The following is a 14,957-nucleotide window of genomic DNA, read 5'->3' on the forward strand; positions in this document are numbered from 1 at the left end:
CGAACAAGGAAAAGCTCTCGGAAAATCCGCAAATATTTCGAAAAAAACTGGCGAATAACGGGCCATATTGAAAAAAAGAGGATTTTTTTATACAATGTTTTTATGCCTTTTGGTATAAAAATGTCCAGACGCTGACTATTAGCGTTATTAGATAGACTACTTAGATTGGAGTAAGGAAAATGACAAATTCACACCCATATAGAGTTTTGCTCTATTATAAATATGTGCACATTGACAATCCTGAGGAATTTGCCGACCAGCATCTGGCGTTCTGCAAGGAGCTTGGCCTGAAGGGACGTATCCTTGTTGCCGAGGAAGGCATCAACGGCACGGTTTCCGGTACGGTTGAACAAACCGATGCATATATGAAGGCGATGCGGGGAGACGAGCGCTTTGCCGATATGGTTTTCAAAATTGACGAATCGGATACACATGCGTTTAAGAAAATGCACGTCCGCCCGCGGGCCGAGCTCGTTACCCTGAGGCTCGAAGACGATGTCGACCCAAATGAACTAACCGGGAATTATTTGGAACCGAAGGAATTTTTTAAAGCGATGCAGGATCCGGAAACAGTTGTAATCGATGCCCGGAATGATTACGAGTATGACCTGGGCCATTTCCGCGGCGCCATTCGCCCTGACATCAAGGCGTTCCGCGATCTTCCTGACTGGATCAGGGAAAACAAGGATCAGTTCGAAGGCAAGAAAATCCTTACTTATTGCACAGGAGGCATCCGCTGCGAAAAATTCTCAGGTTGGCTGAAGAAGGAAGGCTTTGAAGATGTCAGCCAGCTTCATGGCGGGATTGCGACCTATGGAAAAGACCCTGAGGTGAAGGGGCAGCTGTGGGACGGAAAAATGTATGTCTTTGACGAAAGGATTTCCGTGCCGATTAACCAGGTTGAACATGTTGTTGTCGGGAAGGATTATTTTACTGGCGAACCATGTGAGCGCTATGTAAACTGCGCCAACCCTGAATGCAACAAGCAAATCCTATGCTCCGAGGAAAACGAGCACAAGTATATGCGCGGATGTACGCACGAGTGCCGTGTTCATCCACGGAACCTTTATGTAAAAGAACATGGTTTAACCGAAACGGAAGTTGCCGAGCGCTTAAAAGAGCTTGGTGAAGAAGCGCCGGTCCACCATGCAGGTGAATAAAAAAACAAAGGGACGAACCTTTAACGGGTTTGTCCCTTTTTAAAGGGATAGGATATAAAATTCGTTCAGCCGCAAAAGCGGGTTTTGGTTCGGCTATATCATCCAATCGATTCAAGAATCTCGTTCGTTGTGGTGATGGTCGCAAACTCCTTATGAAGCATCGCCAATTCGATTTTATGAAGTTCTTCGGCGGGATGCCTTACGTTGTCGGGGCCGGTAATTTCGAACGCTGCGGTTGCATCCGAAACGAGGAAGTTCGAATACCCTAAATTGCCGGCCATCCTTGTTGTCGTTGAAACGCAATGTTGGGTCGAAAAGCCGGTAATCACAAGCGTTTTAATCTGATGCCCTTTTAAAAATTCCTCCAAAGGAGTCCCGATGAACGCGCTGTTGACATTTTTCGTGAACACCGTTTCGCCTTTAAGCGGCCGGAGGGGCTCCTTTATTTCAATATTGATGCCATTTTTATAGTTCAGCGGCGAGTCGGGCAGCAGGGAGAGGTGCTGCGAGTAAACGACAATCCATTCCCGCTTCCTCCATTCTGCCAGAAGCCTATAAATATTTTCCTCTGCCTCGGGATTGTTCCGCTCTCCCCAATAAGGGTCGTCAAAACCCTTCTGGACGTCGAGGATGAGCAGAGCCGGTTTATCGAATAGTTGTCGCAAAAAAGTTCCTCCTTATTAATGTTTCTCTGCAATATAGGTTTCCTCCGGCCACAAAAAACATGCCCAAGAGGCATGCTGAATGTTATTCTTCACCCTCAACCTTCACTTTTTCCCTGCTTTTTAAAAAATGATGGAAGGGACAGCTTCCAGGACTTGATTCGTCATCCCTGAGGAAGTATTGTTTCCATTCAAAATTGTTTTCATTTCCGTACGTATTCAAATCCGGATGTATCGGAGCGCGATCATAAGCGGCAAGACGTTTCCGGATATCCGCCTTGAATTTCGCGGCGCGAGCCTCCACCGAATTAAATTCCACCAGAACGGACCTCGGTGTTATGGCGAGCATTAGATAAGGAAAATGCCTGCTTTGCCTCTGTTGGTGCGCGGGAGTTCCGCAGTATACGAAAAACTGCTCTCCATTAAAACAGTACTCCCATAATGGATTCCCGGCATCCACAGGTATATGGGCCGGCCATTTGGCAGAGTCAAGCCGGGAGCACTCCTTCAATTGTTCCCAAAAGAACTGCTCATATTGTGCAACACTTAAAATATCCTGGTCAGTATCTTTATAAAATAGAACGAGGGAAGTATAGTTTCCGTACTCCCTGTATCTCCTAGCATATTCTCCTAGTGTTAGTGCCAGTTTGGCAGTTGAATCGGCCTCCTTGGGGTGAGGCAGAAATTGAAATCTGAAGTGCCCGAGGTGCTGGCCAATGGTAGCTGGTATGCAAGGAAATGGCCTTTCCTTATGGCTTACTTTTTCCGAAAATTTCTGTACTGCATCCTTTTTCCATAGCTCCATCTCCAGCCCTGCGACTTCCTCTTGCTTATATAAACCCATATACGGCCCTCCTCTCCCCATTAGAGTATTCAGAGATCTTTTCGGAGTGAGTCGGGGCTTCTTTAAAAAAGCATTAGTAAAGGAAAGTATGAACTTTAAAGGAGATTAGCAAAGGAAGCAGCCTAGGCCGGATGCAGCGGCAAGTTGGAGGCCTACACATGGGTTTTTATACTTATTAGTTGAAAAAGTAAGAAGACAGTTTTATAATCAAATCGTACTATTATTACATAGAGGGGGATTTGGAAAATGGCTAAATACGAACTACCTGCATTGCCTTATGCAAGCGACGCGCTTGAGCCCCATATCGATGCGCAAACAATGGAAATCCACCATGATCGCCACCATGCGACATATGTGAACAACCTGAACGCGGCGCTTGAGGGCCATGATGATCTTTCCGGTAAAACAATCGAGGAGCTAATCGCGAATCTTGATGCGGTTCCAGAAAACATCCGCACTGCTGTACGCAACAACGGCGGCGGCCACGCGAACCACAGCCTGTTCTGGACACTTCTTTCGCCAAATGGCGGCGGCGCTCCGACTGGCGAAGTTGCGAATGCAATCAATGAAGCATTCGGAAGCTATGATAAATTCAAAGAAGAGTTCACGAAAGCTGCAACAACCCGTTTTGGTTCTGGTTGGGCTTGGCTAGTTGTCGATAACGGCAAATTGGCTGTGACAAGCACGCCAAACCAAGACAGCCCGCTCATGGAAGGCAAGACTCCAATCCTCGGACTTGACGTTTGGGAGCATGCTTATTACCTGAAATATCAAAACAAACGCCCTGATTACATCGGAGCATTCTTCAATGTGATCAACTGGGAGGAAGTGAACAAGCTTTATTCCGCGGCGAAATAAGTAACAACAAAAAAACACTTTTAGGACGGGGATCTCCCTTCTAAAAGTGTTTTTTTATTTATTTACGGTAAACCCGATTCTAAATCGGCAGTGGTCATCCTCGTCCGCTTTGCAGCTAATCCGGTTGATGTTTTCCGTCTTAAGGACATTCTTCAGCATTTGTGTTTCGCACTTGCAGGCTGTCTTATATTGGTTGGCAACCGCAAGGATGGGGCAGTTGTATTCGACCAGCTCGTACGTGTGATCGTCAATTTTTGTGGCTGCGGCCATATAGCCTTTTTCATTTTGAAGGCTGACAATTTCCTTAATTTTATCCGGATTCGATTTCTCGCCGATTTTCCGCGAATACTCATCTGTCAGGCGTTTCTCCCTTTTTTGGAAAAGATCTTTTACGGCGTCTTCCCCGTATAATTCCTGGATATCCTGAAGGAATTCAAGGGTAATCCCTTCATAATTTTTAGGGAATAGAGCTTCTCCTTTAGCTGACAAAGAATAGATTTGTAGCGGCCTGCCCATCGGCTGCCTAGCCTCGCGTGAATTGACCAACCCATCCGTTTCAAGGACATTCAGATGCTTCCGAATTGCCATATGGGTGATATTCAGATGGTTTGTAAGAGATACGACCGTCATGCTGGTTTCCTTCTTTAATAATTCAAGAATTCTTTCCTTAGTGGGTTTCCTTAGCTCCGCCATCCTCATCACCCCTTCCTGTTAAAAACCGCAGACCGGCTCGCTGGGTACGGTTAAAATCAACTAATTATACATTAAAGTATAAAAAATGGAAAGGCAATGGGAAATGGGGCCTGAATCGAAGCCTTTCTACTATTGCGGGCAATTTTTGATTTTCAGTTGTTTTATGTATTTAGGCAGTCGAAATAATATTGACAAATGGAAGAACGTTTATTAATTTCAGAAAAGGAGGATAATTCGGAAATCTCTTTGTGATACTTCCAAGTCTTAACGGGTTATTGGGTAGAACCGATTCCGGACTCCTTTTTATAAGCTTAAGAGAACGCTTTTAAAAGAAAAACAAAGGAGATGAGAATGTATGCTTTTATCCATTCCGAAATCAGAGATTCTTGAAAGGCAGCGGAAGTTTATCACGGAGCTTGGCCAGAGGAAAGCGGATTGCGCAATTTTGTTCAGCGTGACGGATATTTTTTATTTGACGAACTTCCACTTTCACCCAACCGAGAGGCCGATCGGCTTTTTTGTGGACCCGAACCATAAGACACATCTGTTTGTCCCGGCACTCGAGCATGAGCATGCGGAGGAGTTTGCAGTTGTTGACCATGTCCATTCATATCCTGAATATCCGGGGCTTCGCCATCCGATGGAGTATTTAAAGGATGCCCTTACGGAAGCTGGTATTACCGGAAAGGCTGTAGGCTATGACGCAATTGGCTATGGATCATCGATGGGGTATCGCGGGCCGGCAGTAAGCGATTTCCTCGAAGCGGAATTTGTCTCCTTGAAAGGCCTTGTGGAAGAGATGAGGTTCATCAAGTCCCCGGCCGAAATAGAATTGATCAAGGAATCGTGCCGTTGGGGGAATCTCGCCCACCGCCTTCTGCAAAAATATTCAAAGCCGGGATTGAGTGAAATCGAGATTACGAGCAAGGCGTCCACTGAAGCAACAATGGCAATGATTGAAACGCTAGGGAAAGACTACCGCCCTCATGGAAGGACGGCTTACGCCATTTTCCGCGGCCAGGTAGGGGAAATGTCAGCCTTCCCTCACGCCGTGACCCAAAACCTTATTTTGAAAAAAGGCGATACACTTGTAACCGGAGCTGCGGCGGATGTTTGGGGCTACCACAGTGAGTTGGAAAGAACGATGTTTGTCCAGGAAGCGAGCAAAGAGCAGGAAAAATATTTTCACATCATGTACGATGCCCAGGAGGTCGCATTCGCCGCAATCAAGCCTGGCGAACCGTGTTCCGTTGTCGAACAGGCCGTTCAAAAGTTCTGGAAGGAGTCGGGGGTCGAGCATCTTGTCCAACACCATACGGGACATGCAATAGGGCTTTTGGGACACGAAGCGCCATTTTTTGATCTAGGCGACCAGACGATCATGCAGCCGGGAATGGTATTTACTGTAGAACCGGGAATTTATGTCAGGGGCCTCGGCGGGTTCAGGCATTCCGACACCGTCCACGTAACCGAAAACGGCATGGAAATGCTGACTTATTATCCAAGGGACTTCGCATCGATGATTTGCTATTAAACTGCATTTTTGTGGAGGAGAGGATCTTGAAGATTTCTCTCTTTCTTTTTGGCGGGTAAACTTTTTGGAAATGTGTTTGGCGAAATAGAAGTGCCTAAAGGACAAAGATTAGCAGAAATCCCGAAAAGATGTCGCACCAAATCCCGTTGAGTGACATTGATTGGGCAAAATCCGAAAAGGAAGTCACTCAAATCGCGTTGAGTGACATTGATTAGGAAAAATCAGGAAAGGAAGTCACTCAAATCGCGTTGAGTGACATTGATTAGGAAAAATCAGGAAAGGAAGTCACTCAAATCGCGTTGAGTGACATTGATTGGGCAAAATCCGAAAAGGAAGTCACTCAAATCCCGTTAAGTGACATTGTACGGGTAAAATTAAAAAAGGAAGTCACTCAAAACGCGTTGAGTGACATTGATTGGGCAAAACCTGAAAAGGAAGTCACTCAAACCCCGTTGAGTGACATTGATTAGGAAAAATCAGGAAAGGAAGTCACTCAAACCCCGTTGAGTGACTTTGTTTGGGCAAAATCCAGAAAGGAAGTCGCTCAAATCCCGTTGTGTGACATTGTACGAGTAAAGTCCAGAAAGGAAGTCACTCAAAACGCGTTGAGTGACATTGTTTAGGCAAAATCCAGAAAGGAAGTCATTCAAAACGCGTTGAGTGACATTGTTTAGGCAAAATCCAGAAAGGAAGTCACTCAAATCGGGATAAGTGACTTTGTTTGGGCAAAATCCGAAAAGGAAGTCACACAAATCCAGATAAGTGACTTTGTTTGGGCAAAACTCAGAAAGGAAGTCACTCAAACCAGGATGAGTGACATTGTTTGGGCAAAATTCGAAAAGGAAGTCACTCAAATCCAGATGAGTGACATTATTCGAGTAAAATCCGAAAAGGAAGTCACTCACATCCAGATGAGTGACATTGTTCGAGTAACATCCGAAAAGGAAGTCACTCAAATCCTGATAAGTGACATTGTTTAGGCAAAATCCAGAAAGGAAGTCATTCAAAACGCGTTGAGTGACATTGTTTAGGCAAAATTCGAAAAGGAAGTCACTCAAATCCAGATGAGTGACATTGTTCGAGTAAAATCCGAAAAGGAAGTCACTCAAATCCAGATAAGTGACATTGTTTAGGCAAAATCCAGAAAGGAAGTCACTCAAATCCAGATGAGTGATATTGATTTGGCAAAATTCGAAAAGGAAGTCACTGAAATAAGGGATTTTAAAAAAACTATACATAATCCAAAAGCATTGTTGTTTAATTTTCTGAATTATCGGAGTATAGTTAAAGTTGTTAGCCTATGACAACACGGGAGGTAGGAAAAATGGCAAAAGAGTTGAAGCTGGCCGAGGAAAATCCAGTTGAGCTGATTTCCGAACATGTAAAAGGCATTTATGAATCGCTTGTCAAAGATGCATTCGTTCAGCAAGGGTTGGATTTCCTGGAGCAGGATAATGATTATACGACAAGCGAGCAAATTTCAATAACTGAGATTCCGGCACCTACGTTCGATGAGTCGGTCCGCGGATTGGACTACAAACGGAGATTAATCGGGTACGGCCTTCAAAATGTCACGACTGACAAACAAGGGAACGTATTTGGCATCCGGAAAGGGAGCGGCAATGGGCCGACGCTTGTTGTGTGCGCCCATCTTGACACCGTTTTTCCTGAAGGGACCGATGTGAAGGCGAAGCAGCGGGATGGAAGGATTTATGCGCCGGGCATTGCCGATGATGGGCGCGGGCTTGCCGCAGTCCTGACATTGCTCCGGGCTTTTGAAAAATCAGGCATACATACTGTTGGGGACATCCTATTTGGCGCAACCGTTGGGGAAGAAGGCCTTGGTGACCTGAACGGAGTCAAAGCATTGTTTGAAAATAACAACGGTATTGATGGTTTCATTTCAATCGAGCCGGGCAGCCCCGAACGGATTACGTATCTTGGCACCGGAAGCCGGCGCTATCATATAACGTATACTGGTCCAGGCGGGCACAGCTTCGGGGATTTTGGAAAGCCAAGCGCAATCCATGCCTTGGGTCGAGCGATTGCGGGGATTAGTGATATCGAGACCCCTGCTGAACCGAAAACGACATTTACCGTTGGGACGATTAATGGAGGAACATCGGTCAATACGATTTCAGCAAGCGCCGACATGCTCCTTGATTTACGTTCTGTATCACCTGATGCCCTTGCCGAGGTTGAGGAGAAGGCACTTGGAATTGTAAGGGAAGCGGCTGAGGCGGAAAACAGGCGTTGGGATACCGACTCAATTAGGGTAGATATTAAGCTTGTCGGGGATAGGCCCGCTGGTTCGCAGCCCGAGGACAGCAGGATCGTTCAGGCGGCAATGGCTGCATCCTCCGCGCTTGGATTTGATCCTATATTGAACGGACCGGTGAGCACGGATTCCAATGTCCCGATCAGCCTTGACATCCCGGCGGTTACACTCGGCGGGGGAGGAGCCTTCGGCGGCTGCCATACCCTAGAGGAATATTACGAGCCAACCGGCGCATTTCAAGGAGTGCAAAATATCTTTTTAACTATACTCGGTCTTGTCGGCGTCGAAGGGGTAAGCCAGCCTCTTTTACCAAAGCGGTGATAGGAGGGGGAGACGGATTAATCGCCGCCTCTCCTTTTTCCATTTTGAGTCCACCGATGATTCTATCAACCAAATCATTTTTAAAAGAACATTTAGAAAACTAGAAGGAATTAGTGCTTCGGGTGTCGAAATATTTATTTACATATTTTTAAAAGGGGGCAGGTTTATGGCCAGGCTACAGTTGGAGGATTTGAAAAACTATACGAAGGAGCAGGTGCCGGGGGCGGTTGATCTTTTAAAAGAGTATTTGAGGCTGCCAACGATTTCTGCCAAAAAAAAAGCGATTCCTGAAACGGTTGCTTTTGTTGTGAATATGATCCAGGATGCGGGTGGTGAAGCCCAAGTTCTCGATGACCTTGGTGGCAATCCGGTTGTTTACGCCTTTTTCCCGGCCGGAGAAGGCGGAGACCCTGAAAAGACGCTTTTGTTCTATAACCACTACGATGTCCAGCCGCCGGAGCCGCTTGAGGAGTGGCATTCCGAACCGTTCAACCCGGTCATTGTCGATGGAATCCTCTATGCGCGCGGAGTAGCGGACAATAAGGGCGATCTTGTCGCAAGACTTGCAGCCATCAACGTGCTGCAAAAAGCGGAAGGCGGACTTCCATGCAATATTAAATTCCTAATTGAAGGCGAAGAGGAAATCGGAAGCCCGAATCTTGCGCCTTATTTGGAAAAATACAAGGATTTGTTTGCGGCTGATGCTTGCATTTGGGAGTTTGGCGGAAAGGATGGCGAAGAGCGGATCAATATGGTCGCCGGCATAAAAGGGATGGCGTACCTCGAACTTTCCTGTATCGGTGCCGATATTGATATGCACTCGTCTGTTGGCGCCTATGTGGATAACGCGGCATGGCGGTTGGTCCAGGCTCTTGCGACAATGCGGAACGAATGGAATGAGATACTGGTAGAAGGCTTTTATGACGGAATTATCCCGCCGACTGAAGAAGAACTGGAGGCGGTCAGGGCGCTCCCATTTGATGAAGAGGCAACCGCAACTCTTTACGGGCTGAAACGGCCGCTCATTACGGCAGCCAAGGGCGAGGACCCGAGAGAAGCGATGGTTTTCCATCCAACAATGACGATTTGCGGACTGGAAAGCGGCTATACCGGGGAAGGATCGAAAACCGTCCTTCCGAAAAGCGCGAAAGCTAAGGTCGATTGCAGGCTAGTTCCGGGCCAGGATCCGGACCATATCCTGCACTGTGTTGAAAAGCATTTGGAAAAGCACGGCTTCCATGATGTAAAGGTTACATCTCTGAACGGACAGAAAGCATACCGTTCGAATTATAACCATCCATTCATTCAGCATGTTATCGCGACCGCAAATGACGTGTACGAAGCTGGAAGCGTCATTGCGCCGAATTCCGCCGGTACAGGGCCAATGTATATTTTCGGCGAAATGCTTCAGTTGCCGATCGTCAGCACCGGGGTGGGTTGGGTGAAATCAAAGGCTCACGCGCCGAATGAATCGATCCGCCTGGCTGACTTCGAACAGGGAATTGTCCACATGGCCCATATGCTTGCTGGATTCCCGGAAGCCATAAAGCTTGCCGCCGAAACCATCGAAGCTTAATTATACAGACCCCCCCGCGGAAAGCGTGTGCCCGGAGAGGAAATCAACATCCAAATTAAAAATAGTTTTTAAGAGAAAGGACCAAACCAAAATGACAATAGGAATTCAGCCATTTTTGCATGTCCGGACGGCGAAGAAGCCGATTTACCACCCGGATGGCACGAGAATCAGTTTCATCACCGATAATACCGGCCTGCCACAAGTGTGGGAGCTCAGCCTGAATGGCGGCTGGCCTTCGCAAAACTCGTTTACGGAAGAAAGAATTATGTTTGTCAGCTACATAGCCGGAACGGTCAAACGCATTATCGGAATGGACGCCGGAGTGAACGAAAAGCAGCAGCTGTTCCTGTTAAATGACGACGGAACCCTTGTGCCGCTTACCGATTCTCCTGAACATATCCATCACTATGGCGGAAGCTCCCCAGATGGAAGCTGGATTGCGTGGGCGAGCAACCGGAGGAACGCGGCACAGTTTGATATTTATATCCAAAACCTTGAAACGTTAGAATGTAAAAAGATTTTCGAGGGGGACGGCATGTATCATGCGGTTAAATGGTCCCCTGATGGCCAATCTCTCCTGATTGACAGAGTCAACACAAATCTTGATAATGACCTTGGCCTCCTCAATCTTGAAAGCGGGGAAGTTTCCTGGCTGACCGTCCATGAAGGTGAAGCGAAATTTGAAAACCCCGAATTCAGCAAGGATGGAAAGGCCATTTACGTTTTGACAAACAAGGATCGTGAATTCACCGCCTTGGCCGCCATTACGGTTGAAACAAAAGAACTGGCGTGGCTTGACGAGAGGGAATGGGACCTTGAAGGCCTTGCGATAAGCAAGGATAAGAGCGTCCTTGCCTATACGGTGAATGAGGGTGGAATTTCAAAAGGAGTTCTTTATCATCTTGAAGCGGGTTCCATTGAAACATGGGAAACACCGGCCGGAGTGATTACCGAGCTTTCTTTTTCACCGGACAGCAAAAAGCTGGCATATGTGCTGAACGGCGCGACCCAGCCATCCGATATATGGGAGCTGGAAATAGAATCAAAGAATACCAGAAGGCTAACCTTCGTATCGAGCCTGCCGGTTGTCGAGGAACAGCTCATCGCGCCAGAGTTAATTACATTTACATCGTTTGATGGCCTTGAGGTGCCAGCCTTTTATTACAGGCCGAAAAATGCCGAAGGGAAGCTGCCGGTCGTGGTGTTTGTCCATGGCGGTCCCGAGTCGCAAATTCGCGCGGTCTATAATCCGTTCCTGCAATATTTCTTGAGCAGAGGGTATGCGGTGTGCACGCCGAATGTGAGGGGAAGCACCGGGTATGGGAAGAGCTATTCCCACCTGGACGATGTGAGGAAGAGGATGGACTCAGTCAAGGATCTCGTAGCGCTTGTCGATTGGCTGAAGGAGGAAGGAAACGCCGATCCCGATAAAATCGCCATCATGGGAAGGAGCTATGGAGGCTTCATGGTTCTTGCCGCCATCACCCATTATCCGAAGCTTTGGGCGGCGGCAATTGATATCGTCGGGATATCAAGCTTCCGCACGTTCCTGGAAAATACGAGCGTTTGGCGCCGCAAGCTAAGGGAAGCCGAATACGGCAGCATCGAAGCAGATGGCGATTTCTTTGATGAAATTGATCCGCTGTACCGGACGAAGGACATTGAATGCCCAGTCATGATGCTCCACGGTGCGAACGACCCGCGTGTGCCGATCGAGGAAACCGAGCAGATGGTCAATGAATTGAAAGCCCGGAACCATCCAGTCCAGTACATCCGTTTTGAGGATGAAGGCCATTTCTTTGTAAAATTGAAAAACAACATTACCGCCTATACAGGCGTTGCCGACTTCCTTGACGAACACATTGGGAAGGCAGCGACAGCCGTTATGTAAATAAAGACAGATTATATAAGCAAAAAGAAAACAATCCCATCTACCGTTTTGCAACCCCCGCCAGGAAACTGAGCGGGGGCTATTTTTTTAGAAAAAAATGTATAAAAATACCGAAATTTGTGATTTACTGAAAATAGGAATATCACTTCAGGGTAAGGATTGGGGCGATTGGATGTTGCTGGATTATATGATAAACCTTTCAATTTTTTCAATGATGGTCAGCATTCCTTTAGTAATTCGTTCGTTCATGAAGCCCATTCAAATGAAACATTGTCGTTTTCTTGCAGGTCTGTATGCAGGAATTGTATCCTCTGTACTGGTGTATCTTTCCATACACGAACAGGGATATTTATATGATATCCGTTACGCGGTACTCATCCTCGTCTTTGCCTATCTTGGTCCTTTTCCGGGACTGTTAGCAGGAGGAATTTCCCTTATGTCCAGGCTGTTGGAAAGCCCGAACTGGCCACCGGCGGTCGTAGGCTGGCTTGTGATTATGGGGGCATTTACGCTCATTCATCGAAGATATTCCATTTTCAGTCCGTTCCTGAAATGTTTCATTCTTTATGTGGCCTATACCGGCATTTACATTGCCATTGTTCCATTCGCATTTAATATATTCAGGCATGATTTCTTTTTCCACTTTGAATACTTGCTATTTATCCTGCTCGGGGTTCTGCTTGGAGGACTCCTTATTGAAGCGAATGAGAAGCTTCATAGGACTATTGCCGAAAAGCAGGCTATTAAGAAGAGTTTGATAGAGAGCGAGCGAAAGTACCGGGTTATTGCCGAAAACACCTCAGACCTCATTTCCGTTTTGGGCAAGGATCGATCCTTTACCTATCTCTCCCCATCCCATGGAAGCGCGTTGGGCTACAGTTTCCAAGAGCTTGACGCAATGGGGATAGTGAGTACAATCCATCCGGATGATTTTGATTCCTCCCGTAAGGCGGTTGAAGAAGTTTTTCAAAAAAAAGAGACCCTTTCGGTTGAATTGAGATTGCGCCATAAAGACGGACGCTGGATTGACTTTGAATCCCGCCTCATGCCAGTAAAAGAAAACGATTCAATCGAGCACATTGTCATCGTGAGCAGGGATATTTCTGAACGGAAAAAAGCCGAAGAAATCCTGTTGCGGTCGGAGAAGCTCTCGGTTGTCGGCGAGCTAGCGGCAGGGGTTGCCCACGAAATCCGCAATCCCCTGACAACGATTAAGGGATTTATCCAGCTTTATAAGGCAGAAAACCCGGCTTTTAAGTTTAATGATTTGATTCTAAATGAATTGAGCAGGATTGAAACAATCACGAGCGAAATGCTGTCGCTAGGCAAGCCGCAGGCAATTACAATGGACAAGGCAAATATTAGGGATATCATTGAAAATACAATTGACACCCTTTCGCCAGAGGCGCATTTAAAGGATGTCCAATTCAGTTTTCGGTATGAAGAGCCGGAATGCCTCATAATTTGTGAAAAGAATCAGGTCAAGCAGGTGTTCCTGAACATTTTTAAAAATGCCATGGAAGCGATGGAGGACGGAGGGGAAATCCATATCATGCTCCGAAAAGATCGAACCGGGAAATGTGTTATTACTATTCAGGACGATGGCTGCGGCATTCCCGAGGAGATTCTTCCGCGCCTTGGCGAGCCTTTTTACACCTTGAAGGAGAAAGGGACGGGCCTGGGCTTGATGATTTGCCATAAAATCATTAAGCAGCATAATGGGAGTATTCATTATCAGAGCCAGGTGAATGAGGGGACGCTCATCACAATCACGTTGCCTCTTGCGGGATGAAAGCCTACCAATTTATTTGTGTTAATTATTTTTTAAAAACCAAGTTTATTGCCTCCATCACGGAGGCTTTTTCTATTTAAGAAAATGCAACTGAGGGAAATCGGAAGGCGTCCTCATCAAACATGTTTTTAGGCGGCGAATCTCTCGAGTGAACAAAATGAACAAAATGAAGATTAAGTTTTTAATGCAATTTATATTTATAATATTCAAATTATCAAAATTTTTAATAAAATTAAGAAAGCGTTTTCAATTTAAAAGGGGGATATGTATGAAAGCATGGAAGAAATTTTCGCTTTTAGCAGCGGCGGGGGTACTCGCATTAAGTCTGGGGGCATGCAGTGAAAAGGAAACTGCAGGGGGAAAGAAAAAAAGTGGATCTGATTATCCTAACAAAGCCATAACGGTAGTTGCTCCATCCGGCGCGGGTGGCGGATGGGATTTAACCGCACGTTCGTTTACAAAGATTCTTAGTGAAACAAAATTGGTCAAGCAGCCAATGACGGTAGAAAATAAGCCGGGCGGCGGCGGTGCGGTCTTTATGGCCGAGTATGCAACCCAGCAAGCATCCAACAACCAAATGCTGTTTGTTAATTCACCACCGATAATTATCAACAATCTTAAAAAAGAAGGAAACAGCCCGTATGGGTATGCGAACACGACGCCTTTGGCCCAATTGACACGTGATTATGGAGCGATTGTCGTTAAGGCGGATTCCAAGTTTACTGATTTGAAATCGGTTTTGGATGAGGTGAAAAAGGACCCTGCCAAGCTGACATTCGCAGGGGGATCGGCACCTGGTTCAATGGACCACTTGATTTCCATTCTGCCTGCCTTTGAATATGGAATTGACCCATCGAAGGTAAAATATGTTTCCTATGATGGCGGCGGCGAAGCGATTACCGCTCTTCTAGGAGGCAATGCCGATGTCATTGGTACGGACGCGTCGAGCGTTAAGGAATTCGTGAAGGCCGGGAAGGTAAAGGTTCTTGCTGTTACTTCTTCTGAACGCCTTGAAGGGGACTATGCTGATGTTCCTACCGCGAAGGAACAGGGAGTAGACGCTGAGTTTACGATTTGGCGCGGCGTATTCGGACCGGAGAAAATGTCTGATGACGCAAAAGATTATTGGGACAAGACAATCGCCAAGCTCGTTGAAACTCCTGAATGGAAAACAGAGGTTGAATCACAGGGCTGGGAATTGGAATACAAAAACAGCGAGGATTTCAAACAGTTTTTGAAGGATCAGGAAGGCCAGGTACAGAAGCTTCTTGAAGCACTCGGAATGCAAAAATAGGATATTGAGGGAAGGAGTCTCTTCTCCTTCCCCCTTTTAAATTTTGTCCCTTGC

The 14,957-nt window shown here is 46.5% G+C and carries 13 protein-coding genes; 9 read left to right on the plus strand and 4 right to left on the minus strand.

The window, feature by feature from the left end; all coding sequences use genetic code 11:
• Window positions 1–179 precede the first annotated feature (179 nt).
• Window positions 180–1,160 carry an oxygen-dependent tRNA uridine(34) hydroxylase TrhO gene (gene trhO / locus RB160_RS00245; RefSeq protein ID WP_316568212.1) on the plus strand — a complete coding sequence of 327 codons (981 nt, stop codon included), beginning with the start codon at window positions 180–182 and terminating at the stop codon, window positions 1,158–1,160.
• Between the two features lie 98 nt (window positions 1,161–1,258).
• Here trhO and RB160_RS00250 read toward each other — a convergent pair whose 3' ends face one another.
• The gene (locus RB160_RS00250) at window positions 1,259–1,825 is read right to left on the minus strand and encodes a cysteine hydrolase family protein (protein WP_316568213.1); all 567 of its coding nucleotides are present in this window, start codon (window positions 1,823–1,825) and stop codon (window positions 1,259–1,261) included.
• 82 nt (window positions 1,826–1,907) lie between these two features.
• Entirely contained in the window at window positions 1,908–2,666 is a 759-nt protein-coding gene (locus RB160_RS00255) for a YqcI/YcgG family protein (protein WP_316568214.1), read from the minus strand.
• A gap of 246 nt (window positions 2,667–2,912) precedes the next feature.
• On the opposite strand from RB160_RS00255, the gene RB160_RS00260 reads away from it, so the two are divergent.
• The gene (locus RB160_RS00260; protein ID WP_316568215.1) at window positions 2,913–3,524 is read left to right on the plus strand and encodes a superoxide dismutase; all 612 of its coding nucleotides are present in this window, start codon (window positions 2,913–2,915) and stop codon (window positions 3,522–3,524) included.
• A gap of 54 nt (window positions 3,525–3,578) precedes the next feature.
• On the opposite strand, the gene RB160_RS00265 is transcribed toward RB160_RS00260, so the two are convergent.
• The gene (locus RB160_RS00265; RefSeq protein WP_316568216.1) at window positions 3,579–4,217 is read right to left on the minus strand and encodes a helix-turn-helix transcriptional regulator; all 639 of its coding nucleotides are present in this window, start codon (window positions 4,215–4,217) and stop codon (window positions 3,579–3,581) included.
• Between the two features lie 355 nt (window positions 4,218–4,572).
• Here RB160_RS00265 and RB160_RS00270 point away from each other — a divergent pair, with 355 nt between their 5' ends.
• Both RB160_RS00270 and RB160_RS00275 read left to right on the plus strand, forming a co-directional pair.
• Entirely contained in the window at window positions 4,573–5,751 is a 1,179-nt protein-coding gene (locus RB160_RS00270; RefSeq protein ID WP_316568217.1) for a M24 family metallopeptidase, read from the plus strand.
• Window positions 5,752–6,050: 299 nt separating this feature from the next.
• Window positions 6,051–6,221, plus strand: a complete 171-nt coding sequence (locus tag RB160_RS00275; protein ID WP_316568218.1) for a hypothetical protein — start codon at window positions 6,051–6,053, stop codon at window positions 6,219–6,221.
• Window positions 6,222–6,227: 6 nt separating this feature from the next.
• Here RB160_RS00275 and RB160_RS00280 read toward each other — a convergent pair whose 3' ends face one another.
• Entirely contained in the window at window positions 6,228–6,989 is a 762-nt protein-coding gene (locus tag RB160_RS00280; protein ID WP_316568219.1) for a hypothetical protein, read from the minus strand.
• 86 nt (window positions 6,990–7,075) lie between these two features.
• Here RB160_RS00280 and RB160_RS00285 point away from each other — a divergent pair, with 86 nt between their 5' ends.
• The 5 genes from RB160_RS00285 to RB160_RS00305 all read left to right on the plus strand — a co-directional run bounded on the left by RB160_RS00285 (window position 7,076) and on the right by RB160_RS00305 (window position 14,903).
• Window positions 7,076–8,350 (plus strand): M20/M25/M40 family metallo-hydrolase, encoded by a 1,275-nt coding sequence (locus tag RB160_RS00285; RefSeq protein ID WP_316568220.1) that lies wholly within the window; start codon window positions 7,076–7,078, stop codon window positions 8,348–8,350.
• Window positions 8,351–8,516: 166 nt separating this feature from the next.
• Entirely contained in the window at window positions 8,517–9,926 is a 1,410-nt protein-coding gene (locus RB160_RS00290) for a M20/M25/M40 family metallo-hydrolase (RefSeq protein WP_316568221.1), read from the plus strand.
• Window positions 9,927–10,017: 91 nt separating this feature from the next.
• Window positions 10,018–11,817, plus strand: coding sequence for a S9 family peptidase (locus RB160_RS00295; RefSeq protein ID WP_316568222.1), 1,800 nt, complete (start codon window positions 10,018–10,020; stop codon window positions 11,815–11,817).
• Between the two features lie 172 nt (window positions 11,818–11,989).
• Window positions 11,990–13,609 carry an ATP-binding protein gene (locus RB160_RS00300; RefSeq protein WP_316568223.1) on the plus strand — a complete coding sequence of 540 codons (1,620 nt, stop codon included), beginning with the start codon at window positions 11,990–11,992 and terminating at the stop codon, window positions 13,607–13,609.
• A gap of 268 nt (window positions 13,610–13,877) precedes the next feature.
• Window positions 13,878–14,903, plus strand: coding sequence for a tripartite tricarboxylate transporter substrate binding protein (locus tag RB160_RS00305; RefSeq protein WP_316568224.1), 1,026 nt, complete (start codon window positions 13,878–13,880; stop codon window positions 14,901–14,903).
• Window positions 14,904–14,957 lie beyond the last annotated feature (54 nt).

Source organism: Neobacillus sp. YIM B06451 (assembly GCF_032667185.1).
Classification (GTDB): domain Bacteria; phylum Bacillota; class Bacilli; order Bacillales; family Cytobacillaceae; genus Bacillus_D.

Excerpts from the sequence above, each read along its gene's own strand:
- trhO (WP_316568212.1), top strand. The coding sequence starts at position 180 with ATGACAAATTCACACCCATATAGAGTTTTGCTCTATTATAAATATGTG.
- RB160_RS00255 (WP_316568214.1), bottom strand. The coding sequence starts at position 2,666 with ATGGGTTTATATAAGCAAGAGGAAGTCGCAGGGCTGGAGATGGAGCTA.
- RB160_RS00260 (WP_316568215.1), top strand. The coding sequence starts at position 2,913 with ATGGCTAAATACGAACTACCTGCATTGCCTTATGCAAGCGACGCGCTT.
- RB160_RS00265 (WP_316568216.1), bottom strand. The coding sequence starts at position 4,217 with ATGGCGGAGCTAAGGAAACCCACTAAGGAAAGAATTCTTGAATTATTA.
- RB160_RS00270 (WP_316568217.1), top strand. The coding sequence starts at position 4,573 with ATGCTTTTATCCATTCCGAAATCAGAGATTCTTGAAAGGCAGCGGAAG.
- RB160_RS00280 (WP_316568219.1), bottom strand. The coding sequence starts at position 6,989 with ATGTATAGTTTTTTTAAAATCCCTTATTTCAGTGACTTCCTTTTCGAA.
- RB160_RS00285 (WP_316568220.1), top strand. The coding sequence starts at position 7,076 with ATGGCAAAAGAGTTGAAGCTGGCCGAGGAAAATCCAGTTGAGCTGATT.
- RB160_RS00290 (WP_316568221.1), top strand. The coding sequence starts at position 8,517 with ATGGCCAGGCTACAGTTGGAGGATTTGAAAAACTATACGAAGGAGCAG.
- RB160_RS00295 (WP_316568222.1), top strand. The coding sequence starts at position 10,018 with ATGACAATAGGAATTCAGCCATTTTTGCATGTCCGGACGGCGAAGAAG.
- RB160_RS00300 (WP_316568223.1), top strand. The coding sequence starts at position 11,990 with ATGTTGCTGGATTATATGATAAACCTTTCAATTTTTTCAATGATGGTC.
- RB160_RS00305 (WP_316568224.1), top strand. The coding sequence starts at position 13,878 with ATGAAAGCATGGAAGAAATTTTCGCTTTTAGCAGCGGCGGGGGTACTC.